Genomic DNA, 22,918 nt, shown 5'->3' with positions numbered 1-22,918 from the left:
AATGGAAGAGCGGCAACCCCGATCATCGCCGATGGACGTTGTTGGAGGTGTCCCTTGCCATTGCCCCGGCCATGCCGCTGCCCGCCCCCCTGCCCGTTCCGGTCCGCTATGCCAAATCCCGCCCAGCGCTTACTCTGTGCGCCGTGGACGCCGCTGCCCTGCCAACCGACGAAGCACTGATGCTGGCCTGGGCCGGCGGTGAGCTGCGCGCGTTCGAAACGCTGTATGCGCGCCACCGCAGCCGCCTGTACAGCTTCCTGCTGCGCCAGCTGCGCGATGCGGCGCTGGCCGATGAAATGTTCCAGGACGTCTGGCAGCGGGTGATTGCCGCCCGTGCCGGCTGGCAGCCCGAGGCCGCCTTCACCACCTGGCTGTTCCGGATCGCCCACAATCGGCTCAACGACCACTGGCGTGCCGCGCGGCATCGGCCGCCGGCGCCCGGTGACGCCGACGAACGGGTGGCACGGATGAGCGATACCCGCACCCCGGAGACGCAGCTGTCGGACTTCGAACAACGGCGCCGACTGCAACTGGCGATGGAACAGCTGCCTGAAGAACAGCGCCAAGTCCTGCAGTTGCGCCTGGAGCAGGAACTGAGCCTGGAGGACATCGCAGAGATCACCGGCGTGGGCCGCGAAACGGTCAAATCGCGCTTGCGCTATGCGATGGACAAACTACGCGCAGGGTTGAGCGAATGAACCGGATCGAACCGCTGACCGCCGAAGAACGCGAGCTGGCGCGCCTGATCGGCCGCGCCACGCCAGTCGCGCCACCAGCGGCGCTGGATGACGCCGTGCTGGCCGCCGCGCGCGCCGCCGTGCAGGCACCGCCGGCGGCCAGCATCGTGCCGGCCGCTGCCGTGGCGTCGGGCAAGCGCGCCGCACGCCCGCGCTCGCGCCTGCCGGCCGCCCTGGGCCTGGCCGCCTCGGTGGTGTTCGCGGTCGGTATCGCCTGGCAGCTCAAGCCCGAACCCCCGCAGGTGCCGGCGCTGGAAGCCACGGCACCGGTCCCGACAACGGCACCGACACCAGCGCCGGCCGTTGAAACCGCTGAAAATGTCGCCGCCGACGACCGCCCACCGGCGCCGGCCGGCGCACCGGCCCAGGCCGCGCAGGCACCGATCGCCGAGGCCTTGCCGGCACCGGCGCCAGTCGCCGCACCGGTCGCGCCGCCATCGACGCCGCCACTGGCCCGGCAGGCACCGCCCAGGCCTGCACCGTTGCCGGCCCCGATGGCCGCTCCGCCAGCACCGGTGCAGGCCGATGCGATGGACAGCATGGCCGCGCCCGCGCATGACCAGGTCGAGCTCACTGCGGCGCCGGCGCCAGCCGACACCGCCCGGCTCAAGCACGCCGAGGCCGCGCCGGCCGCCACCGGCCAGGCCGCGCGGGCCGGGGTGATGCGCCGGGCCGAGGCCACGGTCGCGCCCCAGGGGATGCTGTCGTCCCATGCGGTGGAGGCCGCAGTCGCCGCCGACGCCGCGCTGCCGCGCACGCAGTGGCTCAAGCGCATCCGCGAACGTCGCGATGCCGGTGACGTGGATACCGCGCGTGCCAGCCTGGAACGCTACCTGCAGCACTACCCGGAAGTGCGCGTGCCGCACGATCTGCGCCAGCTGCTGGACAACTGAGCCGCCCCGGGCGCGGGCATCCCCACTAGAATGGGCGCAATGCCCGATACGCTCGCCAGCCCCGTCAGCCACAGCCTGGACATCAAGCACAGCCGCTTCACCGCGCAGGCCGCGCCGATCGCCGATGCCGCCGATGCGCTGGCGTTCCTGCAGCAGGTCGCCGTGGCCGATGCCACCCACAACTGCTGGGCCTACCGCCATGGCGGCGCGTACCGTTCCAGCGATGATGGCGAGCCGGCCGGCACCGCCGGGCGGCCGATCCTGGCCGCCATCGATGGCCAGGGCCTGGACCGGGTGATGGTGGTGGTGACCCGCTGGTATGGCGGCATCAAGCTGGGTGCCGGCGGCCTGGTCCGTGCCTATGGCGGTACCGCCGCCGAATGCCTGCGCACCGCGCCACGCCAGCGGCTGATCGCGCTGGCCGAGCTGACCGTGCAGGCCAGCTTCGATGACCTGGGCATCCTGCACGCCGCCCTGGCCAGCCATACCGCCGAAAAACTGGCCGAAACCTTCACCGCCGCAGGGGTGGAACTGCAGGTGCGCCTGCCCGCCGATCAGGTCGACCCGTTGAAAAACCGCCTGCGCGACGCCACCCGTGATCGTATCCGCATCGAAACATGCACCGAACCAGGCCACCTGAATGACTGATACCCCCACCCCGCAGGCCCCGGCCATGCGCCGGCTTGGCAGCCTGGGCACGCTGTGGCCGTTCGTGCGCCGCCATTCCGGGCTGTTCGCTGCCTGGCTGGTGGCGCTGGCGTTGTCTTCGGTGGCCACGCTGAGCCTGCCGCCGGCGGTCAAGCTGATGATCGACCACGGTTTCAACGACAACGGCCAGATCAACCGCGCCTTCGCGCTGCTGTTCCTGGTGGCGGTGCTGCTGGCCCTGGCCACTGCGGCGCGGTTCTTCTTCGTGTCGCTGCTCGGCGAAAAGGTAGTGGCCGACCTGCGCAGCCGCCTGTACGCGCACCTGATCGCGCTGGGCGCCGGCTTCCACGACCGCAGCCGCAGCGGCGAACTGGTTTCGCGCCTGACCGCCGACAGCGAACTGCTGCGCAGCGTGATCGGCTCGACCATGTCGGTGGCCCTGCGCAGCAGCGTCACCGTGATCGGCAGCCTGGTGATGCTGTTTGTGACCAGCCCGACACTGGCGGCCTGGTCGCTGGTCGGCATCCCGCTGGCGGTGCTGCCGATCATCATCGGCGCCCGCCGGCTGCGCAAGATTTCGCGCGCCAGCCAGGACCGCATCGCCGATGCCAACACCCTGGCCGCCGAAACCCTGGGCGCGGTGCGCACCGTACAGGCGCATGCACGCGAACCCTACGAGCGTGGCCGCTTCAATGCCGCGCTGGGCGAATCGATCAAGGCCGCCCGGCGCCGCATCGGCGCGCAGTCGATCGTCACCGCCAGCGCGATCGTGCTGGTGTTCGGCGCGATCGTCGGGGTGCTGTGGCTGGGCGCGCATGACGTCATCGACGGCCGCATGAGCCCGGGCACGCTGGGCCAGTTCGTGTTGTATGCGCTGATCGGCGGCGGTTCGGTCGGCGCCCTGGCCGAGGTCTGGAACGAACTGCAACGCGCCTCCGGCGGCATGGGCCGGATCGCCGAACTGCTGCAGGAAGAAATCGAGATCACCACCCCGGCCGATCCGCAGCCGCTGCCGCAGCCGCTGCGCGGCGAGATCCGCTTCGAAGACGTGGTCTTCCATTATCCGCAGCGCCCGGACACCGCCGCGCTGGCGCATTTCGACCTGCACGTGCGCCCGGGCGAGACCGTGGCCCTGGTCGGCCCGTCCGGTGCCGGCAAGAGCACGGTGCTGTCGATGCTGCTGCGCTTCCACGACCCGTCGGCTGGCCGCATCCTGGTCGATGGCGTGGATGTACGCCGGGTCGACCCGGCCCAGCTGCGTGCGCAGATGGCGCTGGTGCCGCAGCAGCCCACGCTGTTTGCCAGCACCGCGCTGGACAACATCCGCTATGGCCGCCTGGAAGCCAGCGATGAGCAGGTGCAGCGCGCGGCGGCCGCAGCCGAGGCCGACGAGTTCCTGCAGGCCCTGCCCGATGGCTACCTGAGCGAACTGGGCGAACGCGGCGCGCGCCTGTCCGGTGGCCAGCAGCAGCGCATCGCGATCGCGCGCGCCCTGCTCAAGGATGCCCCGATCCTGCTGCTGGACGAAGCCACCAGCGCGCTGGATGCGCAGAGCGAGCGCGCCGTGCAGCAGGCGCTGGAGCGGCTGATGGCCGGGCGTACCACGCTGGTGATCGCCCATCGCCTGGCCACCGTGCTCAAGGCCGACCGCATCGTGGTGATGGACCATGGCCGCATCGTCGCCCAGGGCACCCACGCGCAGCTGCTGGCCGAGGGCGGGCTGTACGCCGAACTGGCACGCCTGCAATTCATCGATTGATGACGGGCCGGTAACACCTGGCATCGCATCCTGCAGCCCATCACCAAGATGCGCTGCAGGAGGTGTTTCATGTCGTTCCGACAGTTCCCCGCCACCGACGCCAACGGCGACGATTACGTCATCATCGAATTCAAGGATGAGCCGGCCGATGCGGCCGCAGGCAACGGCCAGGGCGCGCGTTACGAACTGGCCGATGGCCGCCACCTGATCCGCGACGGCCGGGAGTTCCGCACCGCCGGCGGTGAGCTCACCCTCGTCACCTGAGGCGGTCGAAAAAAGTTGCACGGATGTTGGTCAAATTTTGACCAAGCATCTTGACAGCCTTTCAGTGCAAGGCGCCTGCGCACTTATCCACATGTTTGTGCGCAGATCATCCACACCCCCTGTGGATGAATGTTGCAATGCACCGTGTCAGCGCGGAAGCACGCGGCCGATGCCGGAGGCGTCGATTTCGATCGCGGCCGCCTGCAACGCGAGGGCATCGCTGCCCGCCACGAACCCGACCCGGAAGTGCACTTCACCACCGGGCGTGCGCGAGGAATGGATCGAGGCCAGGCTGACCCGATGGCGTTCGAACACGTGCAGCAGTTCGCGCAGCGAACCGGGGCGGTCCTCGGGCAGGTGCACGCTGATCGCGTTGCGCTCGGTCAGGTCGGCCAGCAGGTAACCGACCCGCTCGAAGGTGTAGTTGCCAGCGGCCAGCACCGCCTCGCCCTGGCTGTCGCGGTTGTCCAGTAGCAGCTGCTGGCGGAAGGCGGCGCGCGCGGCATCGTCGCCCTGCCCGACCTGCGCACGCAACTGCTGCAGCTGTTCCAGCAACCGGTCCAGCATCGGTGCCACATGCGGATTGCCGAACTGGATGTCTTCGTAGATCGCCGGATTGAGCGAGAGGATGCGCGCGATGATCGCGGTATCCAGCTCGAACGATGCCGACCGGTACGGCATCAGCGCCGGCAACGCGCCCAGGATCGGCGCGTACTCGCGCAGCACGCCGGCCTGGGCCAAATGCGTGGCATGCACCATCGCCTGGACCAGCGCCATGACCTGATCGTGATGCTCGGGCGTGGCACGCACGCACTCCGCTTCCAGTGCGTCGCACAGCTGCTGCACGAACGGCTGCCACTGCGACAGGCGCGCCTCGCAGACCACCATCACCCTGCCCTTCAGCGTGGGCGCCTTGGGCGGGGCCGTCATCGGATGCAGGCCCACCACCTCGGCCTGCGAGGCGAGCATCGCCTCCACCGGTGCGGATTTGACCGAGGTGACATCCAGCCACAGGCGACCGGCTTCACGACCCGCCGATCGCGCGACGTACGCGGCGATCAGCGCGGGCGTGTGCCGGATCGGTGCGGAGAAGATCAGCACCTGCGCGCGTTCGAGCAGGGTCTCCGGGCTGTCCGACTGCGGATCGGCTGGATCGTGGCCAATCACCTCCAGACCCAGGCGCTGCTCCAGGAACCGGCGCAGCCAGCGCCCGTAGGCACCGGCACTGCCGACGATGCCAACGACCACTGCGCTCACGCGATGCGCTCGGGCACGAAGCGCGCCGGCAGTGCCAGCGCGGCCGGGGCGGCGGCCAGCACGTCGAATTCCTCATGGCCGTTGGCCAGGGTGGTCTCCAGTGCCACGTGCACGCCGGCGATCGCCCGCGAGATCGCCTGCTCGATGGTTTCGCCACGCAGCAGGAACGCGACCAGCAGCGACATCAGCACATCGCCGGTACCGGCCACGTCCACCGGCAGGTGCGGTGAGGTCCAGCGCCAGATCGCGCCGCGGCTGACCGCCAGGGTCACCAGTTGGCCCGGCTGGCCACCGACGCTGTGCGCCAGCACCCATTCCGGGCCGCGCGCCAGCAGTACCTGGGCGGCGGCGATCGCATCGGTTTCGGCCAGGCTGGGCATGCCGGTCAGCCGGCCCAGTTCGAACGCATTGGGGGTAACCAGCCAGGCATGCGGCAGCAGCCGCTCGGCGAAAATGGCCTCCAACCCGGGCTCCACATAGGGGCCGGTGTGGGTATCGCCGATCACCGGGTCCAGGCAGTAGCGCAGCTGCGGGCAGGCCGGCAGCACCTGGTCGAGCCAGTCGGCGAAGGCCGCGCCATTGCCGACGCTGCCGAAGTACCCGGACACCAGCATCCGTGCCCGCTGCGGCAGGCCGCGCTCGGCGGCGCCCTGCAGCAGTTCGGCGAACCAGTCCGCCGGCAGCACGCGGCCGCGCGTGGTCGGGTAGAACGGCGCATTGCTCAGCAGCGTGGTCGGCACTTCGGCCACGCGCACGCCCAGCGCGCGCAGCGGCGGCACCGCCGCGCTGTTGCCGGCATGGCCGTAGACCAGCTGCGACTGTACCGAGATGACGTCGACCGGCGACGGACCGTCCGGACGCTGGCGGCGGCCGTGGACCAGGTGGCTTTCGAGGGATTCGTTCATACGGGCATTTTACGCCCGATGTTGCGAGGGTGACGGGGGCAAAAAGATGCTATTTGCCCATGTGCGGGGCTACAGCCCGTCAAATGCGGTGGCATTGTGGGGACACATGCCACCGGTAGTGCGGGCCGTTGCCCGGATGCGGTTGCTGTTTCCGCTTCGCGGACAAACTCAACAGCGTTTCGTGCCCCTGCGGGGCGCGAGTCACTTTCTTGCTCGTGCAAGAAAGTAACCAAAGAACACGCCCCCATCCGCTCGCCGTCGGGCTGCGCCCGCCGGTGCCCTGCGCTTCTCGCGTCATCGGGGGACGGCGCGGAACTCGCTTCGCTCAGACACCCGCGCCTCTTCGCCCCCGATGCCGCTGCGATGCTCGGCTCGCTCCAAGGGGGAGGTAGATCAAGGTCAAGATCAACAGCGTCCGACCAGCGCTCGGCCCCACTGCTCTAGTCCCTAGCAACCTCATCGGGGTGGGTCCTACCCGTGGTCGGACACGCTTCGTTCCGGCATCACCTTGTCCGAGCATGGCTCGGACCTACGCTTTCCCGTGCGTGCCAGCCATGTGTGGAGGGTTGGCGCGGGTGGGTTGGCGGGACTGTCGAAAACATGGATGTTTTCGCCAAGCCCCCACGGATGGGTTCACGGCGTGTCCCGCCAACCCACCCGCGCCAACCCAATCAGCGCATACGTGGGTAGCTGCCTTTGATCTGAGGCTGTGCTCCGCAACTGACCTCCCACGTAAATCGGCGAAGAACCAAAAAAGGCCTCCTGTAGCCAGGAGGCCTTCGCTACATCACAGGAACCGGCGTCGCTTACGAGGTCATCCGGTCCCAGAAACCCTTGACCCCGTCGATGAAGGTCGCCGACTTCGGCGAATGCTTGCGCGCTTCCTCGCCGGTGAAGGTGGTTTCAAACTGCTCCAGCAGCTTGCGCTGCTCGGGGGTGAGGTTGACCGGGGTTTCCACCACCACGCGGCAGTACAGGTCGCCTTCGCTGCGGCTGCGCACCGAACGCACGCCCTTGCCGCGCATGCGGAACAGCTTGCCGGTCTGGGTTTCGGCCGGGATGCGGATTTCCGCGTAACCGCCCAGGGTGGCCACGCGCACGGTGTCGCCCAGCGCGGCCTGCGAGATCCGGATCGGCACTTCGCAGTGCAGGTCGTCGCCGTCGCGCTGGAAGATCGCATGCTCGCGCACCCGCACTTCCACATACAGATCGCCCGGCGGCGTCCCGGCCGGGCCGGCCTCGCCTTCGCCGGACAAGCGGATGCGGTCGCCGGTGTCCACGCCTGCTGGCACCTTGACCGACAACACCTTGTCTTCCTCGACACGGCCGTTGCCGTGGCAGGTCTTGCACGGGTTCTGGATGATCTTGCCGCGCCCGTTGCAGTTGTGGCAGGCCTGCTGCATGGCGAAGATGCCACGCTGGATGCGCACCTGGCCATGGCCGTTGCACACGCTGCAGGTATCCACCTTGCCGTCTTCGGAACCGCTGCCGTGGCAGTCGTCGCACTCGGCCAGGGTCGGAATCTCGATGCGGCGTTCCACGCCCATCACCGCTTCTTCCAGGTCCAGCTCCATCACATAGCCGATGTCGGCACCGCGACGCGCCTGGCGCTGGCCGCCACCGCCGCCACCTCCGAAGATGTTGCCGAAGATGTCGCCGAAGATATCGCCCATGTCCGGGCCGCCCGGGCCGCCACCACCGCCGCCCATGCCATGCTCGAACGCCGCGTGGCCGTGGGCATCGTACATGCGCCGCTTGTTGCCGTCCGACAGGGTCTCGTAGGCCTCCTTGCACTCCTTGAAGGCGGCTTCGGCGGCACTGTCACCGGGGTTGCGGTCCGGGTGGAACTTCATCGCGCAACGGCGGTAGGACTTCTTCAGTTCTTCGTCGGTGGCGGTGCGGGACACGCCCAGCACTTCGTAGTAATCGCGCTTGCTCATAGCTTGAATCGGTATCCGGAAGTCGGGATTCGTCAAAGCGGAAGAGCGGAACCAGGTCCGCTCTTTCGTCGTGCGCCCCGACAAGCCGTACTACGGCTGCCAGGACCTGGGGGAAACGACAACGGGACGTTGCCTGCGCAACGCCCCGCGTCTTGTCCGGATCAGGACTTCTTGTCGTCCTTGACTTCGGTGAACTCGGCGTCGACCACGTCGTCGTGGGCGCCGTTGCCGGCACCGGCGTCGGCGCCCGGGGCGGCACCGCCCTGCTCGGCCGCCGCCGAAGCGGCGAACAGCGCCTGGCCGGCTTCTTCGAGCACCTTCGACTTGGCTTCGATCTGCGCCTTGTCGTCGCTCTTCATCGCCGTTTCCAGGTCGGCCAGCGCCGCTTCCACCTTGCCGATCACATCGCCGCCGACCTTGCTGCCGTGCTCGGTGATCGCGGTACGGGTACCGTGGATCAGCGCGTCGGCCTGGTTGCGGGCCTGGACCAGCTCATGGAACTTCTTGTCTTCCTCGCGGTTGGCTTCGGCGTCGGCGACCATGCGCGCGATCTCGTCCTCGGACAGGCCCGAACCGGCCTTGATCTCGACCTTCTGTTCCTTGTTGGTCTTCTTGTCCTTGGCCGACACGTGCAGGATGCCGTTGGCGTCAATGTCGAAGGACACTTCCACCTGCGGCATGCCGCGCGGGGACGGCTCGATGCCGGACAGGTCGAACTTGGCCAGCGACTTGTTGAAGCGGGCCTGCTCGCGCTCGCCCTGCAGCACGTGCACGGTCACCGCCGACTGGTTGTCCTCGGCGGTGGAGAACACCTGCGAGGCCTTGGTCGGGATGGTGGTGTTCTTCTCGATGATCTTGGTGAACACACCGCCCATGGTTTCGATGCCCAGCGACAGCGGGGTCACGTCCAGCAGCAGCACGTCCTTGACGTCGCCACCCAGCACGCCGCCCTGGATCGCCGCGCCCAGCGCCACGGCCTCGTCCGGGTTGACGTCCTTGCGCGGTTCCTTGCCGAAGAACTCGGTCACCGCCTGCTGCACCTTCGGCATGCGGGTCTGGCCACCGACCAGAATCACCTCGCCGATGTCGCTCGAACGCAGGCCGGCATCGTTCAACGCGATGCGGCACGGCTCGATCGACTTCTTGATCAGGTCTTCCACCAGGGCTTCCAGCTTGGCGCGGGTCAGCTTGATGTTCAGGTGCTTCGGGCCGGAGGCGTCGGCGGTGACGTACGGCAGGTTCACTTCGGTCTGCTGGCTGGTGGACAGCTCGATCTTGGCGCGCTCGGCGGCGTCCTTCAGGCGCTGCAGGGCGAGCGGATCCTTGCGCAGGTCGATGCCCTGGTCCTTGTTGAACTCGTCGACCAGGTACTCGATGACGCGGTTGTCGAAGTCTTCGCCGCCCAGGAAGGTGTCGCCGTTGGTGGCCAGCACTTCGAACTGCTTCTCACCGTCGACGTTGGCGATCTCGATGATCGACACGTCGAAGGTGCCGCCGCCCAGGTCGTACACCACGATCTTGCGGTCGCGGCCGTCGCCCTTGTCCAGGCCATAGGCCAGGGCCGCAGCGGTCGGCTCGTTGATGATGCGCTTGACTTCCAGGCCGGCGATGCGGCCGGCGTCCTTGGTCGCCTGGCGCTGGCTGTCGTTGAAGTAGGCCGGCACGGTGATCACCGCCTCGGTGACGGTCTCGCCCAGGAAGGCTTCGGCGGTCTTCTTCATCTTCTCCAGCACGCGTGCGGAGATTTCCTGCGGCGCCATCTTCTTGGCGTCGCTGGTCTGCACCCAGGCATCGCCGTTGTCGTGGGCCATGATGCCGTAGGGCACGTGCGCGATGTCCTTCTGGACTTCAGCGTCGGTGAACTTGCGGCCGATCAGGCGCTTGACGGCGTAGAAGGTGTTCTTCGGGTTGGTCACCGCCTGGCGCTTGGCCGAGGCGCCGACCAGCACTTCGCCATCCTTGGTGTAGGCGACGATGGACGGGGTGGTGCGGTCGCCTTCGGCGTTTTCGATGACGCGGGCCTTGCCGCCGTCCATGATCGCCACACACGAGTTGGTGGTGCCGAGGTCGATACCAATGATCTTGCCCATGAGGGAGACTCCTGAAAGTTCTGGGAACATCCGGCAGCTGCCGGGTTATGAATGGGATGTGTGGGACGCTGCCGGGACTTTCAAGCCATCCACCAAACACAGTGTCCGATGCTGGCAAAACCCGTTCAGCGTCCGCTGCCGGTCAATCGCGGGCGACCACGACCAGCGCCGGCCGCAGCAGGCGGTCGTTGAGCAGGTAGCCCTTCTGGAACACCTGGACCACGCTGCCCGGCGCCGCGTCGGGCGCGTCGGCCTGGCTGATGGCCTGGTGGTGTTCGGGGTTGAACGGCTGGCCGGTCGGGTCCAGCAGGGTCAGGCCGTTGTCGGCGGCCACCTTGAGCAGCTGCTTGTAGGTCAGCTCCAGGCCTTCGCGCAGCGGGCTGGGCTCGCTGCCGGCGGCATTGAGCCCGGCGTCGAGGCTGTCGAACACCGGCAGCAGCTCGCCCAGCAGCTTTTCATTGGCGAAACGGCGGGCCTGCTCGACGTCGCGGGCCACGCGCTTGCGCTGGTTGTCCAGGTCGGCGCGCTCGCGCAGCGACTCGGCGCGCAGCAGCGCCAGCTCGTTGTGCAGGCTGTCCAGCTGCTGCTGCAGCGAATCGGCGGCCGGTTCAGCGGCTGCCGGGGTCTGGGGTGCGATATCTGGCTGGTCTTGGTTCATTTCCGGATCCTTGGCGGTGACTCTCCGCCTCCACCCACCCCTATATGGGCGCGGCGGGTGGATTCAAGAGTCCAGCGGGCGCTTTAGTCCCGATCGCGGGACAATCCGCCGGCAGCGGGCGAACCCAGCGCGGCGCCCAGCACCTGCGCGGTGGCCTCCACCAGCGGAATCATGCGGTCGTAGGCCATCCGCTTGGGGCCGATCACCCCGAGCACGCCCAGCACCTGGCCGTCGGCCGAGTACGGCGCGGTGACCAGCGACACCCCCTCCAGCGGCATCACCCCGGTCTCCTCGCCGATGAAGATGCGCACGCCCGGGGCCTGGATGGTGCGTTCCAGCAGCTGCAGGATCTCGCGCTTGCTGGCGAACACCTCGAACAGCTCGCGCAGCCGCTCCAGGTCGGACAGGTCCTGCACCCCCATCAGCCGGGTCTGTCCGGCCAGCACCATGTCGTCGGCCGGCGGCACCATGGCCTGCTCGGCCAGTTCGATGCTGTGCGCCAGCAGCTGCTCCATCTCCGACTGCGCATCGCGCAGCTCCAGCAGCAGCCGGGCGCGGATCTCGGCCAGCGGCCGGCCGGCGCAGTGCGCGTTGAGGTAATTGGCCACCTGCTCCAGCTCGGCCGGCTCGACGCTGCGGCGCGGCTCGATCACCCGGTTCTGCACTTCATTGTCGGCAAACACCAGGATCGCCAGCACCCGGCGCGCATCCAGCGCCACGAAATCGATATGCCGGAAGGCAAACTGCTCCCGGCGCGGCGCGCTGACCACCCCGACGAAGTGGCTCATCGCCGACAGCAGCTCCGAGGCACTGCCAAGCAGGGCCTGGGTGCCGCTGCCGGTGGCCAGTTCGCTGCGCAGCCGGCTCAGCTCGCCCTCCCCGGGCGGCTGCATCTTGACCAGGCTGTCCACGAACACCCGGTAGCCGTGCGCGGTCGGCACCCGGCCGGCCGAGGTATGCGGCGAACTGAGCAGGCCCAGGTCTTCCAGGTCGCCCAGGATGTTGCGGATGGTGGCCGGGCTGACATCCAGCCCGGCCAGCCGCGCCAGGGTCTGCGAGCCGACCGGCTCGCCGTCCTGGATGTGGCGTGCGATCAGCGTGCGCAGCAGATGCCGGGCACGGGGCGCAAGATGGGAGGCGGAGGGGTGCATGGAATCAACCTGTGAGACGCAACCCTAGATAATGGCTGGCGGGGGCGATGGCAAGTCATTGGAGCCAACGCCGGCCCATGCTAGCGTTGCCCGGCTCGAGAACAGACAACCATGCTAAGACATCTATCGATCAAGGATTTTGCCGTCGTCCGCGCCACCGAACTGGAGTTCGGACCGGGCATGACCGTGGTTTCCGGCGAGACCGGCGCCGGCAAGTCGCTGATGGTCGACGCCCTGGGCTTCCTGTCCGGGCTGCGCGCCGACAGCGGCGTGGTCCGCCACGGCGCGGCGCGCGCCGAACTGTCGGCCGAGTTCGCCCCCGGCCAGGATGCGCCGGCGCGGCGCTGGCTGCGCGACAACGAGCTCGACGACGAAGACCAGTGCCAGCTGCGCCGCATCATCCGCGCCGACGGCGGCTCGCGGGCCTGGATCAACGGCCGCCCGGTCACCCTGACCCAGCTGACCGAACTGGCCGCCACCCTGGTGGAGATCCACGGCCAGCACGAACAGCAGGCCCTGCTGGCCCGGCCCTCGCAGCTGGCGCTACTGGACGCCTTCGCCCGCAACGAGGCCCAGCGCATCCAGGTCCGCCAGGCCGCCGCGCGCTGGCAGGCGCTGGTCGACGAGGCCGACGCGCTGTCGCGCCAGGGCGATGTCAGCGACCGCATCGGCTACCTGGAACACCAGCTGGGCGAGCTGCAGCGCGAAGACCTGGACCCGGCCTCGATCGCCGCGCTGGGCAGCAGCCACCGCCGCCAGGCCCATGCCAGCGCGCTGATCGGCGCCTGCGAGGTGGCCGTCAGCCGGCTCAATGGCGATGACGAGGTGTCGGTGCTGCAACTGCTGCAGCAGACCCGCCACGAACTGTCCCGGGTGGCCGAACACGACACGCGCCTGGGCGAGGTGGACGCGCTGCTGGACAGTGCCGCCATCCAGCTGGACGAGGCGCTGGCGCTGCTGGACCGGGTGCATGACGACCTGGATGCCGACCCGGAGCAGTTCGAGGACATCGAGCGCCGGCTGGGCCGCCTGCACGACCTGGCGCGCAAGCACCGGGTCCCGATGGAGGCGCTGGGCGAGCACCGCGATGCGATGCAGGCGGAGGTCGAGCAGCTGCGCGGCGCCGACGAACGCCTGCAGAAGCTGGCCGGCGAGATCGAACGCGCCGCCGCGCAGTGGCAGGCCGTGGCCGAGGTGCTCAGCGCCAGCCGCCGCACCGCCGCCGCCGCGCTGTCGGACACCACCACCACCCTGATCGGCGAGCTGGGCATGGGCGGCGGCCAGTTCCGCATCGAGATCGAACCGCAGGCGGTGGCCAAGCCTGACCCTAACGGCGCCGAACGGGTCGAATTCCTGGTCGCCGCCAATGCCGGCCAGCCACCGCGGGCGCTGCGCAAGGTGGCCTCCGGCGGCGAACTGTCGCGTATCTCGCTGGCCATCGAGGTCGCCGCGCTGGGCCTGGATGCGGTGCCGACCATGGTCTTTGACGAAGTGGACTCGGGCATCGGCGGCGCGGTGGCCGACATCGTCGGCCAGAAGCTGCGCGCCCTGGGCGAGAAACGTCAGGTGCTGTGCGTCACCCACCTGCCGCAGGTGGCCTCCAAGGGCCACGCCCATTACCGGGTCAGCAAGGCGCCGGTGGACGGCATGACCCAGAGCGCGGTGGAGAAACTGGACCCCAAGGCCCGCGAGGAAGAACTGGCGCGCATGCTGGGCGGGGTGGAAGTCAGCAAGGAAGCCCGGGCGGCCGCGCGAAAGCTGCTCCAGGTCTGACAGGTAGTGCCGGCCGCTGGCCGGCTCCTCTGGATGCCGGCCCGCCCAGCCATCACCGGCCGCTGGCCGGCTCCGCCATCACCCCAACGGTTTGCCCAGGTCCACCCGCTCGACCAGGAAATCCAGCAGCGCGCGCACTCGCAGCGGCAGGTAGCCGCCCTGCCCCTGGAACACCGCGTGCACCTCTTCCAGATCCCCGGGGTTGGCGCTTTCCAGTACCGGCAGCAGGCGACCGGCGGCGATATCGGCCTGCACCTGGAAGGCCGCCAGCCGCGCCAGCCCCACCCCGCCCAGCACCAACCGGCGTAGCGCCTCGCCGTCGCTGGCGCGTGCATTGCCCTGGGTCGGCACCACCTGCCGCGTGCCATCCACCGCCAGCGGCCAGCCGGCCTGGGTGCGTGGGTGGCCGATATCCAGCCGGTTGTGCGCCAGCAGCGCATCGGCGCTGTCGGGCAGTCCGTGCCGGGCCGCATAGGCGGGCGCGGCCACGATCATCATCCGGGTCGCGCCCAGCCGCCGCGCGACCAGGCTGGAATTCTTCAGCGGCCCGGCCCGCACCGCCACATCGGTGCGCTGCTCGAGCAGGTCGATGACCTCGTCGGTGAGCACCAGGTCCACCTCAACCTGCCGATGCCGGTCCAGGAACTCCGGCAGCAACGGCAGCAGGAAATGCTGCCCGAACGGCACGTTGGCGTTCACCCGCAGCCGCCCGCGCGGTGCGGCGTGGGCACTGGCGCAGCGTTCGGCCTCGTCCAGGTCGGCCAGCACCCGCAGCCCCCGCTCGTAGAACGCGCAGCCCTCCTGGGTGAGCTGCAGCTGGCGGGTGGACCGCTGCAGCAGGCGCGTGCCCAGCCGCTGCTCCAGCCGCGACACCAGCTTGCTGACCGCCGACGGGCTCAGCTCCAGCGAGCGCGCCGCTGCGGAAAAGCCGCCGGTTTCGATGACCCGCACGAACACTTCCAGCTCCCCGGAACGATTGATATCGGTGCTAGCCATGCGATGAATCCAATTCACAGATGATTGTCCACGGGCAGTCTAGTTCACAACTGCAGGCCGGATCACCATGGCGCTTCCCTGCCCACGGACTGCCCCGATGCATACCCTCGCCCGCTTTGCCAGCCTTGCCCTGCTCAGTACCTCGGCCGCCACGGCCGCCTCCCCGCCGGCGCCCTGGGTCGCCAGCTGGCAGGCCAGCCCACAGCCGGTCTGGGCCGAAACGTTCCTGTTCCCCAGCCTGGTCCCCGCCCACCTGCAGGGCCAGACGTTCCGCCAGACCGCCCGCCTGAGCCTGGGCGGCGAGCGCCTGCGGGTGCGCCTGAGCAACGCCTATGGCCGGCAGCCCCTGCACATCGGCGCGGCCAGCGTGGCCGGGGCGGCCGGCCAGCCACCGCAGGCGCTGACCTTCGACGGGCAGGCCGCCACCCGCATCGCCCCCGGCCAGGCGCGCCTGAGCGATCCACTGGCCCTGCCGACCGCCGACCTGCAGGCCGTACAGGTCAGCGTCTATGTCCCCGACTTCACGCCACTGCACACCTTCCACTGGGACGGCCGGCAGACCGCGTCGATCGGCGCCGGCAACCAGGCCCTGGCCCCGCAGTTCGATGCTGCGGCCACCACCACGGCCCGCCTGTTCGTGTCGGGCATCGAGGTGCAGGGGCGCGCCGGTGCCCGCAGCGTGGTGGTGATCGGCGATTCGATCACCGATGGGGCAACCGCCAGCCTGGACCGCGACCAGCGCTGGACCGACCACCTGGCCGCGCGGCTGGCACCGCAGGGGGTGGCGGTGGTCAACGCCGGCATTTCCGGCGGCCGCCTGCTGCGCGATGGCATGGGCCAGGCGGCCACCGCACGGTTCGACCGCGACGTACTGGAGCAGCCGGGCGTGGCCAGTGTGATCGTGCTGATCGGCATCAACGACATCGCCTGGCCGGGCACCGCCTTCGCCCGCCATCAGCCGCGCCCGTCGCTGGCCGAGCTGCAGGCCGGCTACCGCCGCCTGGTCGAGCGCGCCCATGCCCGTGGCGTGCGCATCCTTGGCGCCACCCTGCCGCCGTTTGCCGGCGCCCTGCCCGGCACCGCGCTGGACGATTACTACCAGCCCGACAAGGACGCACTGCGCGGCCAGCTCAACGCCTGGCTGCGCCACGACAGCCCGTTCGATGCGGTCATCGACCTCGATGCGGCCCTGCGCGACCCCGCCGATCCGGGCCGGATGGCCGCCGCGCTGGACTCCGGCGACCACCTGCACCCCGGCGATGCCGGCAACCGGGCCATGGCCGCGGCGGTGGATCTGCAGGCCCTGCTGCCCGGGGCGGTGCCGGCCGCCACGCGCTGACGCCTTCCGATCATCCAACCTGGTGTCCGGGCATGGCCCGGGCCTACCGCTGTCGAGCGACCATGGCTGGATGCCTTCGCATCCACAAAAAAACCCCCGGGCCAGGACCCGGGGGTTGTTGATCTGCAGCCGGCGTGGCCCAGGCCGGTCCTGCGACCGGCTACGCCCTTACTTGCGCTTCTTGCGCACGTACAGCACCAGCGAATGCTCTTCCAGTTCGTAGCCATGATCGGCGGCGATCTTGCGCTGCAGCTCTTCGATCTCGTGGCTTTCGAACTCGATGATCTTGCCGTTGTCCACATCGACCATATGGTCGTGGTGGCCGCCGCGGTCCAGTTCGTAAACGGCCTGGCCGCCTTCGAAGTTGTGCTTGAGCACAAGGCCAGCCGCCTCGAACTGGGTCAGCACCCGGTACACCGTGGCCAGGCCGATCTCGTCACCGTGCTCGAGCAGCTGGCGGTAGATGTCTTCGGCGGTCATGTGGTGGTGGGCGGTGCGCTGTTCGAGCAGCGCCAGGATCCGCATCCGCGGATGGGTCACCTTCAGGCCGACTTTGCGCAGGTCGTGGGTTTCCATAGTTCTCCGTTCATTGGCGATTTAGCGCCAGCTGCCTCGGATTGGGTCGCGGCGACACGGCGGGAGTGTATCATCGACTGGATTTCCCAAAACGCCATTCCCGATGCGCAATCTCCTGCTGGTCGCCGCCGTTGCCCTGTCCACCACAGGCTGCGGCATCATTTACAAGCAACCCATCTATCAGGGCAACCTGATCCGGGAGCAGACCGTCGGCCAGCTGCAGGCCGGCCAGAGCAAGCAGCAGGTCAACGCCCTGCTCGGCACGCCGTCGATCCCGGACCCGTTCCACGCCCAGCGCTGGGACTACACCGCCAGCGAGCGGGTCAACCGCCTGGGCAAGACCGAAGTAAAGAACTTCACGGTCTACTTCGAGAACGACCTGGTCACCCGCTGGGAAGGCGAGTACTTCCCGAACCAGGACGCCGAACTTGCCAAGAGCAGCGTGCGCCAGTTCGGCCGCAACCTGGCCAAGGACAAGAAGAAGCGCGGCGGCCGCTGAGGCGGCACGGCCCGGGGTCAGCTGCCGCGGGCGCGCCGGCGGCGGTTGTCCTTGGGGTCGGCCAGCAATGGCCGCAGCAGTTCCACCCGGTCGCCATCGCGCAGCAATTGGGTCGACGGGGCCAGCACCCCGTGCACGGCCACCGCCGGGCACTGCGCACTGCCCTCGATCGCGGCGGCGGCAATGGCCTGGGCTACCGTGGCACCGGGCACCAGCGACAGCTGGCGTGACGCCACCCGGTCCGGCCAGGCCAGCAGCACCTCGACCTGGATCACCGCTCAGTCCTGCGCATCGGCGACGCGGACGAAATCATTGACCATGCGGTCGGCCAAGCCCTGGAAACCCAGCGCCAGCGCCGGCCCGAGCAGGCGCGAGCTGGGCTCGAATTCCAGGGTCAGGGTGACCTTGCAGGCTTCCTCGGCCAGCGCATGGAATTCCCAGCGCCCGTGCAGGCGCTTGAACGGCCCGTCGCGCAGCTGCATATCGATGCTGCTGGGGCGCTGCAAGGTGTTTTCGGTCATGAACCAGGTAGAGAACGCGCCCAGCCCCAGGTCCAGGCGCGCCACCAGGCGGTCCTGGCCCGATTCAAGGATCTGCGCGGCCGAGCACCAGCGGAACCGGCGCGGATAGGCGTCAATATCATTGACCAGGTCGAACATGCGGGCAGCCGAATGTTCGACCAGGGCGCTACGGCGGATAGTTGGCATACGGCAGGACTAGTGTGCTGATGAATCGACCGGGGAGGCCCAAATCAGAGACAATACGGAAATGAGCAAGAACAGCGGCAAGGATAAAGCAAAGAACGCGACGGCCAACAAAACCATCGCGCTCAACAAGCGTGCCCGCCACGAGTACCACATCGAGGACCGTTTCGAAGCCGGCCTGGCCCTGCAGGGCTGGGAGGTCAAGTCGATCCGCGCCGGGCGCGGCAACATCGTCGATGCATACGCCTACGTGCGTGATGGCGAGATCTACCTGATCGGTGCGCAGATCACCCCGCTGATCCAGGCCTCCACCCACGTGGTGGCCAACGATCGGCGCGAGCGCAAGCTGCTCCTGCACCGCAGCGAGATCGACAAGCTGATCGGCAGGGTCCAGCGCGACGGCTACACCATCGTGCCCACCGCGATGTACTGGAGCAAGAACAAGATCAAGCTGGAAATCGCGCTGGCCAAGGGCAAGCAGACCCACGACAAGCGCGATGCCGAAAAGGACCGCGACTGGGCCCGCGAAAAGTCGCGCACCATGCGCCGCCACAACCGCGACGCCTGATGCCCGGCAGCACCCCGCCGCGCATCGACGTAGCCGGCGCCGACGACACGGCGGCAGTATTGGCCGGGCTGCTGGCGTTCAATCGCGACGCCTGCGGCGACGCCCTGGACGACCAGCCGGTGAACCGGGTGGTACGCGATGCGCACGGCCAGCCCTGTGCCGGCCTGGTGGCCGATGTCTACGGCGGCTGGCTGATGGTCCACGCCCTGTGGGTGCACCACAGCCAACGCGGCCGCGGTCTGGGCCAGGCGTTGCTGGCCGATGCCGAGCAGCAGGCGCGCACGCTGGGCGCCCATTCGGCCATGCTCGATACGTTTTCCTGGCAGGCCGAGGGCTTCTACCTCAAGCGCGGCTATGCCGTGTTCGGCCGGCTGGAGGAGTTCCCACCCGGCCACCAGCGCCTGTACCTGCGCAAGCGGCTGTAACCGCCCGGCATCGCCTCGCCGGGCCGGGCACCGCCAAAGAGCGCATCGCCGCCGTGCCCGCACGCCGTCCCGGCGGGCACGGCCGCCACCTCAGGCGCGCTGCGAATCCAGCGCTTCGTGGTTCAACGCCACCTCCTGCGCCTTGGCATGGCTTTCGATCAGCAGCTGGTAGTCCGGGAAGATCTGCGTATAGATCTGCGCCCATTGCGCGGCGTCCTCACGATGCCAGGTCTTCTGCAGCTCCGAAGCCACCGCGGCGGTGTCCATCGGCACCACGCCGGCCTGCACCACGCGCGCCAGGGTGATTTCCTGGGCCATCTTCGAATACGTGCCCGATGCATCGATCACCGCGAACACCTGGTAGCCGTCGGCCACCGCGGCGATCGACGGAAACGCCATGCACACGCTGGTGATGGTGCCGGCGATGATCAGCTGGCGGCGGCCGGTAGCCTTCACCGCGGCGACGAACGCCGGGTTGTCCCAGGCATTGATTTCACCGCGCCGGGCCACGTACTGCGCGTGCGGCGCATTGGCGTGGATCTCGGCGATCAGCGGGCCGTTGGGGCCCTGCGGCACCGAGGCGGTGGTGATCACCGGCATGCCGGTCAGGGTGGCCATCGTCGCCAACGCGCCGGCATGGGCACGCAGGGTGGTCATCGGCATGTCCTTGACGGTCTGGAACAGGCCGCTCTGGTGGTCGATCAGCAGCAGGGCGGCGTTGGCCGGGTCGATGACCGGGGTGGCGCCGTTGAAATTGGCCGGGGTGCTCATGGCGATGTCCTGTAGGTGAGAGAAGGGTCGGCGGCGAAGGCCGGGCGACGGGGTTCAAGGTATCCATGCAACGATGGACCCGGTAGACCGCAGGATTTATCCTCAGCGTCCCACCTGATGAACGATGGCGGCCCGGCGATGATCGACCTCAACGACTTGTCCTACTACGCCCATGTGGTCGAGCACGGCGGCTTCGCCCCGGCCGGGCGCGCCCTGGGCATGCCCAAGTCCAAGCTCAGCCGGCGCATCGCCCTGCTCGAAGAACGACTGGGCGTGCGCCTGATCCAGCGTTCGACCCGCCGTTTTTCGGTCACCGAGGTCGGCCAGGACTACTACGCCCACTGCAAGGCGATGCTGATCCAGGCCGAAGCGGCCGAAGAGACGATCGCACTGTCGCGTGCCGAGCCGCGCGGCACGGTACGCATCGCCGTGCCGGTGGCGATCCTGCACGCGCGCATGGGGGTGATGCTGGCCGACTTCCTGGCCGAGCACCCCAAGGTGTCGCTGCAGCTGGAGGCCACCAACCGCCGCGTCGATGTGATCGGCGAGGGCCTGGACATCGCCATCCGGGTGCGCCCGCCGCCGCTGGAGGACAGCGACCTGGTGGTGCGCCCGCTGGCTACCCGGCGCTGGTGCATCGCCGCCAGCCCGGCGCTGTTCGCCGACCATCCCGCCCCTACCGTGCCAGCCGACCTGGCGCGCTTTCCCAGCGTGGACCTCAGCGCCGCCCAGCAGCTGCATGTCTGGCGGCTCAACGGCGCCGACGGCGCGGCCGCCCAGGTCAACCACGTGCCGCGCCTGGTCAGCGACGACATGATCGCGCTGCGCGCTGCGGCGGTGGCCGGGGTCGGCATCCTGATGCTGCCGACCATGATGGTCTGCGACGAACTGGCCGACGGCCGGCTGGTGCGCCTGCTGCCGGATTGGGAGCCGCCCCACGGCATCGTGCATGCGGTGTTCCCGTCGCGGCGCGGCCTGCTGCCGGCCGTGCGCGCCCTGATCGACTACCTGGCCCTGCGTTTTGAGCAGTTGCAGGAGGATTGAGCGCGGGCCCGGCGCACACGCCGCGCAGACCAACTGCGCCAGCGGCGCCGATCGGTGTCAGAATCCCCGCCTATTAACCGTCTGGAGCGTTGCGTGACACAGGAAATTACCCAGGACACCGCCGCGAGCGCCGATCCGATCGCCGAGCTCCAGGCCGATATCGCCGCCTACGAATCGATCTTCGCCGAACTGACCCGTGCGATGGATCCGGCCGCCCTGCTCAAGGTACTGACCTACCTGGCGCGCAACGCCAAGCGCGATGCCTCGGAAAACCAGACCTTCGATACCCTGGAACATCGCCGCCTGGTCGCCCGCATCGACGCACTGGCGGTGAAGGTACAGCCCGAAGCACGCAAGCAGGCCATGACCCAGCGCAACGAGCAGAACCACCAGCGCAAGCTGAAGGCCAAGCACCAGGCCGACAGCAAGCGCCAGCGCGAAGGCAGGTAAGCGGCGGGGTGACGCCGGCCTGGAACAGCCGGCGCCTGTAGGTCCGACCCATGGTCGGATGCCCTGCCCTCGCCGGATGCCCTAGGCCGCAGCGACGGTTACCGCAGCCCTGGTGATCACCCCGGCCAAATCCGGTATCGGCCCCGTAGCGCAGGTGACTGTTCAGCTGGATTGGAGTAGCATCGTCCCCGTCAAGTAGCGTCTGGGTCGCCAGACGGCTTGCGGTTCTTGAAGAAACCGGGGGTGCATTGGTTTCGACGGGGGTTGTGAAGTTACTTGGTGCATGCCGAGGGGGCAGCTTTCCTCGTTAATCCAGCAGCAAACTTTTAGTTGCCAACGACGACAACTACGGTTCGAACGACTTCGCAATCGCTGCCTAAAAACAGCTTTAGCGTTTAGTTCTACAGCCGCCTAAGGCGAACCCCCGAACCTACTTGTGCCCGTGCTCGTAGATGTAGGGTCATTATCACGGAACCGGTTGTGATGGCTGCCTGTCAGTCACGACTTAACTAAAGCAGGCTGGTCCTGGGGTGCGCTTTGCACACCGTGCTGCCACAGGATGAGATCCAACGGTGAGCTAAGCATGTAGTACCGGGGATGGAGTGCCTTCGGACGGCGGTTCAATTCCGCCCACCTCCACCATTAGACGGTCCCACAAGGGCCACAGAAAGCCGGAACCTCCCGTCACAAGGGGTTCCGGCTTTTTTGTTGTCCGGGGTTGCCCGGCCTGTTCCGTTGCAGCCCATGAGATGCTGAGGGTATATCCAGGGGCATCAGCCCTGCCATGGGCATGGTCGATACGGGATGCAAGGAGTTCGTCGGTGACGGGCTCTACCTGATCAACACTTGGTATGTACACCAGATCAAGGCTCTTCAGGCACAGCCAGACGGGATCTGGGCGCGCAGTTCCGACCAGGTGTCTATCCCCCATTCCGCCTGGCAGACGAGGCCATCATTGGCGGCCGCGTCTATTTGATCCAGCATCTGGAGCGCGTGGCCTAAGCGAGCGAGGCGGGACGTTCCCGCCTTGCCCCTACTGCTCGCGGGTGAGCCGAAGGCTTCCGTCGGAAGGCAGTAGCACCCGATAGACCTGGCGTTCGCCGGCGGCCAGGGTCAAATTCTGGGATGTCGAAATGTTCGGGCAGAGCCCGCCACCCGTCTCCAGCTTGATGAAGTAAGCGCCTGGTGGGAGATGCAGGGTCGCCGTCTCAGCTTGGCGCAGCGCAAGCACCTTCTGATTGTTTACGGAAATAGCGTGCGAGCAGCCGGAGCCGGACAAGCCCTTGTCACGGGCGATGACCACCGTAGCCGATTGTTCCGGCGATGCCTCCAAGAACTGCGGCGCATAGATGCGATCCGCCGGCACTGCTTTGGCCTGCCCTTCTCCGACGGGTACGGTGGAACACCCCGCGGCGAGCGATGCGCACAAAACCAGCAGAAACCCTGAAGCCTTCATGGTGTCCCCTCCTTA

The 22,918-nt window shown here is 68.3% G+C and carries 24 protein-coding genes and 1 other RNA gene; 13 read left to right on the top strand and 12 right to left on the bottom strand.

Going from position 1 to position 22,918, the window contains the following annotated elements; translation table 11 throughout:
• The first annotated feature begins 179 nt into the window (after positions 1–179).
• The 5 genes from AC3ITM_RS08010 (at position 180) to AC3ITM_RS07990 (ending at position 4,301) form a co-directional block, all read left to right on the top strand.
• Positions 180–698: an RNA polymerase sigma factor gene (locus AC3ITM_RS08010; protein WP_228885209.1), complete on the top strand. Its 519-nt coding sequence runs from the start codon at positions 180–182 to the stop codon at positions 696–698.
• Complete coding sequence (locus tag AC3ITM_RS08005) at positions 695–1,630, top strand: hypothetical protein (RefSeq protein ID WP_489269697.1); 936 nt, start codon at positions 695–697, stop codon at positions 1,628–1,630. Before AC3ITM_RS08010 ends, AC3ITM_RS08005 begins: the two co-directional genes overlap by 4 nt.
• A gap of 39 nt (positions 1,631–1,669) precedes the next feature.
• Positions 1,670–2,278: an IMPACT family protein gene (locus AC3ITM_RS08000; RefSeq protein WP_489269696.1), complete on the top strand. Its 609-nt coding sequence runs from the start codon at positions 1,670–1,672 to the stop codon at positions 2,276–2,278.
• On the top strand, positions 2,271–4,037 hold the full coding sequence (locus tag AC3ITM_RS07995; protein WP_489269695.1) for an ABC transporter transmembrane domain-containing protein: 1,767 nt from the start codon (positions 2,271–2,273) through the stop codon (positions 4,035–4,037). The genes AC3ITM_RS08000 and AC3ITM_RS07995 overlap by 8 nt, the downstream gene beginning before the upstream one ends.
• Positions 4,038–4,106: 69 nt before the next feature.
• Entirely contained in the window at positions 4,107–4,301 is a 195-nt protein-coding gene (locus tag AC3ITM_RS07990) for a hypothetical protein (RefSeq protein ID WP_228885213.1), read from the top strand.
• A 147-nt stretch (positions 4,302–4,448) separates the two neighbouring features.
• Here AC3ITM_RS07990 and AC3ITM_RS07985 read toward each other — a convergent pair whose 3' ends face one another.
• From AC3ITM_RS07985 to hrcA, 6 genes are all read right to left on the bottom strand, one after another.
• Positions 4,449–5,558, bottom strand: coding sequence for a prephenate dehydrogenase (locus AC3ITM_RS07985; protein ID WP_489269694.1), 1,110 nt, complete (start codon positions 5,556–5,558; stop codon positions 4,449–4,451).
• Positions 5,555–6,463, bottom strand: coding sequence for a pyridoxal kinase (gene pdxY / locus AC3ITM_RS07980; protein ID WP_489269693.1), 909 nt, complete (start codon positions 6,461–6,463; stop codon positions 5,555–5,557). Before pdxY ends, AC3ITM_RS07985 begins: the two co-directional genes overlap by 4 nt.
• An 806-nt stretch (positions 6,464–7,269) precedes the next feature.
• Positions 7,270–8,403 carry a molecular chaperone DnaJ gene (gene dnaJ, locus AC3ITM_RS07975; protein WP_228885216.1) on the bottom strand — a complete coding sequence of 378 codons (1,134 nt, stop codon included), beginning with the start codon at positions 8,401–8,403 and terminating at the stop codon, positions 7,270–7,272.
• A gap of 161 nt (positions 8,404–8,564) precedes the next feature.
• Entirely contained in the window at positions 8,565–10,493 is a 1,929-nt protein-coding gene (gene dnaK / locus AC3ITM_RS07970; RefSeq protein WP_228885217.1) for a molecular chaperone DnaK, read from the bottom strand.
• Positions 10,494–10,635: 142 nt separating this feature from the next.
• Complete coding sequence (gene grpE / locus AC3ITM_RS07965) at positions 10,636–11,151, bottom strand: nucleotide exchange factor GrpE (protein WP_228885218.1); 516 nt, start codon at positions 11,149–11,151, stop codon at positions 10,636–10,638.
• Between the two features lie 83 nt (positions 11,152–11,234).
• Entirely contained in the window at positions 11,235–12,302 is a 1,068-nt protein-coding gene (hrcA, locus tag AC3ITM_RS07960) for a heat-inducible transcriptional repressor HrcA (RefSeq protein ID WP_489269692.1), read from the bottom strand.
• Between the two features lie 111 nt (positions 12,303–12,413).
• Between hrcA and recN the strand changes: the two genes are divergently transcribed.
• Complete coding sequence (gene recN / locus AC3ITM_RS07955) at positions 12,414–14,075, top strand: DNA repair protein RecN (RefSeq protein ID WP_489269691.1); 1,662 nt, start codon at positions 12,414–12,416, stop codon at positions 14,073–14,075.
• 78 nt (positions 14,076–14,153) lie between these two features.
• Here the strand turns inward: recN and AC3ITM_RS07950 are convergent, their stop codons facing one another.
• Positions 14,154–15,071 carry a LysR family transcriptional regulator gene (locus AC3ITM_RS07950; RefSeq protein ID WP_489269689.1) on the bottom strand — a complete coding sequence of 306 codons (918 nt, stop codon included), beginning with the start codon at positions 15,069–15,071 and terminating at the stop codon, positions 14,154–14,156.
• A gap of 97 nt (positions 15,072–15,168) precedes the next feature.
• On the opposite strand from AC3ITM_RS07950, the gene AC3ITM_RS07945 reads away from it, so the two are divergent.
• Entirely contained in the window at positions 15,169–16,410 is a 1,242-nt protein-coding gene (locus AC3ITM_RS07945; RefSeq protein WP_489269687.1) for an SGNH/GDSL hydrolase family protein, read from the top strand.
• A gap of 168 nt (positions 16,411–16,578) precedes the next feature.
• Here the strand turns inward: AC3ITM_RS07945 and fur are convergent, their stop codons facing one another.
• Positions 16,579–16,986, bottom strand: a complete 408-nt coding sequence (gene fur / locus AC3ITM_RS07940) for a ferric iron uptake transcriptional regulator (protein WP_228885224.1) — start codon at positions 16,984–16,986, stop codon at positions 16,579–16,581.
• Between the two features lie 103 nt (positions 16,987–17,089).
• On the opposite strand from fur, the gene AC3ITM_RS07935 reads away from it, so the two are divergent.
• Complete coding sequence (locus AC3ITM_RS07935; protein ID WP_489269685.1) at positions 17,090–17,485, top strand: outer membrane protein assembly factor BamE; 396 nt, start codon at positions 17,090–17,092, stop codon at positions 17,483–17,485.
• Positions 17,486–17,502: 17 nt separating this feature from the next.
• On the opposite strand, the gene AC3ITM_RS07930 is transcribed toward AC3ITM_RS07935, so the two are convergent.
• Together AC3ITM_RS07930 and AC3ITM_RS07925 are read right to left on the bottom strand one after the other, a co-directional pair.
• Entirely contained in the window at positions 17,503–17,760 is a 258-nt protein-coding gene (locus AC3ITM_RS07930) for an RnfH family protein (protein WP_489269683.1), read from the bottom strand.
• 3 nt (positions 17,761–17,763) lie between these two features.
• Positions 17,764–18,192 (bottom strand): type II toxin-antitoxin system RatA family toxin, encoded by a 429-nt coding sequence (locus tag AC3ITM_RS07925; RefSeq protein ID WP_489269681.1) that lies wholly within the window; start codon positions 18,190–18,192, stop codon positions 17,764–17,766.
• A 61-nt stretch (positions 18,193–18,253) separates the two neighbouring features.
• Here AC3ITM_RS07925 and smpB point away from each other — a divergent pair, with 61 nt between their 5' ends.
• Both smpB and AC3ITM_RS07915 read left to right on the top strand, forming a co-directional pair.
• Positions 18,254–18,757, top strand: coding sequence for an SsrA-binding protein SmpB (gene smpB / locus AC3ITM_RS07920; RefSeq protein ID WP_228885229.1), 504 nt, complete (start codon positions 18,254–18,256; stop codon positions 18,755–18,757).
• Positions 18,757–19,182, top strand: coding sequence for a GNAT family N-acetyltransferase (locus AC3ITM_RS07915; protein WP_489269679.1), 426 nt, complete (start codon positions 18,757–18,759; stop codon positions 19,180–19,182). Before smpB ends, AC3ITM_RS07915 begins: the two co-directional genes overlap by 1 nt.
• A gap of 90 nt (positions 19,183–19,272) precedes the next feature.
• Here AC3ITM_RS07915 and AC3ITM_RS07910 read toward each other — a convergent pair whose 3' ends face one another.
• Positions 19,273–19,953: an isochorismatase family protein gene (locus AC3ITM_RS07910; RefSeq protein WP_489269677.1), complete on the bottom strand. Its 681-nt coding sequence runs from the start codon at positions 19,951–19,953 to the stop codon at positions 19,273–19,275.
• Between the two features lie 117 nt (positions 19,954–20,070).
• On the opposite strand from AC3ITM_RS07910, the gene AC3ITM_RS07905 reads away from it, so the two are divergent.
• The 3 genes from AC3ITM_RS07905 (at position 20,071) to ssrA (ending at position 22,089) form a co-directional block, all read left to right on the top strand.
• Positions 20,071–20,997, top strand: a complete 927-nt coding sequence (locus AC3ITM_RS07905) for a LysR family transcriptional regulator (RefSeq protein ID WP_489269675.1) — start codon at positions 20,071–20,073, stop codon at positions 20,995–20,997.
• A 93-nt stretch (positions 20,998–21,090) separates the two neighbouring features.
• Complete coding sequence (locus tag AC3ITM_RS07900) at positions 21,091–21,447, top strand: hypothetical protein (RefSeq protein ID WP_489269673.1); 357 nt, start codon at positions 21,091–21,093, stop codon at positions 21,445–21,447.
• Between the two features lie 239 nt (positions 21,448–21,686).
• Positions 21,687–22,089: a transfer-messenger RNA gene (ssrA, locus tag AC3ITM_RS07895) on the top strand.
• 391 nt (positions 22,090–22,480) lie between these two features.
• On the opposite strand, the gene AC3ITM_RS07890 is transcribed toward ssrA, so the two are convergent.
• Positions 22,481–22,903, bottom strand: a complete 423-nt coding sequence (locus AC3ITM_RS07890) for a hypothetical protein (protein ID WP_489269671.1) — start codon at positions 22,901–22,903, stop codon at positions 22,481–22,483.
• Positions 22,904–22,918: the final 15 nt, after the last annotated feature.

This window comes from Stenotrophomonas sp. KH_029 (genome assembly GCF_057839765.1).
The sequence above is the reverse complement of the archived record's forward strand: the minus strand, read 5'-3'. Positions and strand labels throughout refer to the sequence as shown.

Bases quoted from the DNA above. Each gene is read 5' to 3' on its own strand.
- AC3ITM_RS08010 (WP_228885209.1), top strand. From the start codon at position 180: ATGCTGGCCTGGGCCGGCGGTGAGCTGCGCGCGTTCGAAACGCTGTAT.
- AC3ITM_RS08005 (WP_489269697.1), top strand. From the start codon at position 695: ATGAACCGGATCGAACCGCTGACCGCCGAAGAACGCGAGCTGGCGCGC.
- AC3ITM_RS08000 (WP_489269696.1), top strand. From the start codon at position 1,670: ATGCCCGATACGCTCGCCAGCCCCGTCAGCCACAGCCTGGACATCAAG.
- AC3ITM_RS07995 (WP_489269695.1), top strand. From the start codon at position 2,271: ATGACTGATACCCCCACCCCGCAGGCCCCGGCCATGCGCCGGCTTGGC.
- AC3ITM_RS07990 (WP_228885213.1), top strand. From the start codon at position 4,107: ATGTCGTTCCGACAGTTCCCCGCCACCGACGCCAACGGCGACGATTAC.
- pdxY (WP_489269693.1), bottom strand. From the start codon at position 6,463: ATGAACGAATCCCTCGAAAGCCACCTGGTCCACGGCCGCCGCCAGCGT.
- dnaJ (WP_228885216.1), bottom strand. From the start codon at position 8,403: ATGAGCAAGCGCGATTACTACGAAGTGCTGGGCGTGTCCCGCACCGCC.
- dnaK (WP_228885217.1), bottom strand. From the start codon at position 10,493: ATGGGCAAGATCATTGGTATCGACCTCGGCACCACCAACTCGTGTGTG.
- grpE (WP_228885218.1), bottom strand. From the start codon at position 11,151: ATGAACCAAGACCAGCCAGATATCGCACCCCAGACCCCGGCAGCCGCT.
- hrcA (WP_489269692.1), bottom strand. From the start codon at position 12,302: ATGCACCCCTCCGCCTCCCATCTTGCGCCCCGTGCCCGGCATCTGCTG.
- recN (WP_489269691.1), top strand. From the start codon at position 12,414: ATGCTAAGACATCTATCGATCAAGGATTTTGCCGTCGTCCGCGCCACC.
- AC3ITM_RS07950 (WP_489269689.1), bottom strand. From the start codon at position 15,071: ATGGCTAGCACCGATATCAATCGTTCCGGGGAGCTGGAAGTGTTCGTG.
- AC3ITM_RS07945 (WP_489269687.1), top strand. From the start codon at position 15,169: ATGCATACCCTCGCCCGCTTTGCCAGCCTTGCCCTGCTCAGTACCTCG.
- fur (WP_228885224.1), bottom strand. From the start codon at position 16,986: ATGGAAACCCACGACCTGCGCAAAGTCGGCCTGAAGGTGACCCATCCG.
- AC3ITM_RS07935 (WP_489269685.1), top strand. From the start codon at position 17,090: ATGCGCAATCTCCTGCTGGTCGCCGCCGTTGCCCTGTCCACCACAGGC.
- AC3ITM_RS07925 (WP_489269681.1), bottom strand. From the start codon at position 18,192: ATGCCAACTATCCGCCGTAGCGCCCTGGTCGAACATTCGGCTGCCCGC.
- smpB (WP_228885229.1), top strand. From the start codon at position 18,254: ATGAGCAAGAACAGCGGCAAGGATAAAGCAAAGAACGCGACGGCCAAC.
- AC3ITM_RS07915 (WP_489269679.1), top strand. From the start codon at position 18,757: ATGCCCGGCAGCACCCCGCCGCGCATCGACGTAGCCGGCGCCGACGAC.
- AC3ITM_RS07910 (WP_489269677.1), bottom strand. From the start codon at position 19,953: ATGAGCACCCCGGCCAATTTCAACGGCGCCACCCCGGTCATCGACCCG.
- AC3ITM_RS07905 (WP_489269675.1), top strand. From the start codon at position 20,071: ATGAACGATGGCGGCCCGGCGATGATCGACCTCAACGACTTGTCCTAC.
- AC3ITM_RS07890 (WP_489269671.1), bottom strand. From the start codon at position 22,903: ATGAAGGCTTCAGGGTTTCTGCTGGTTTTGTGCGCATCGCTCGCCGCG.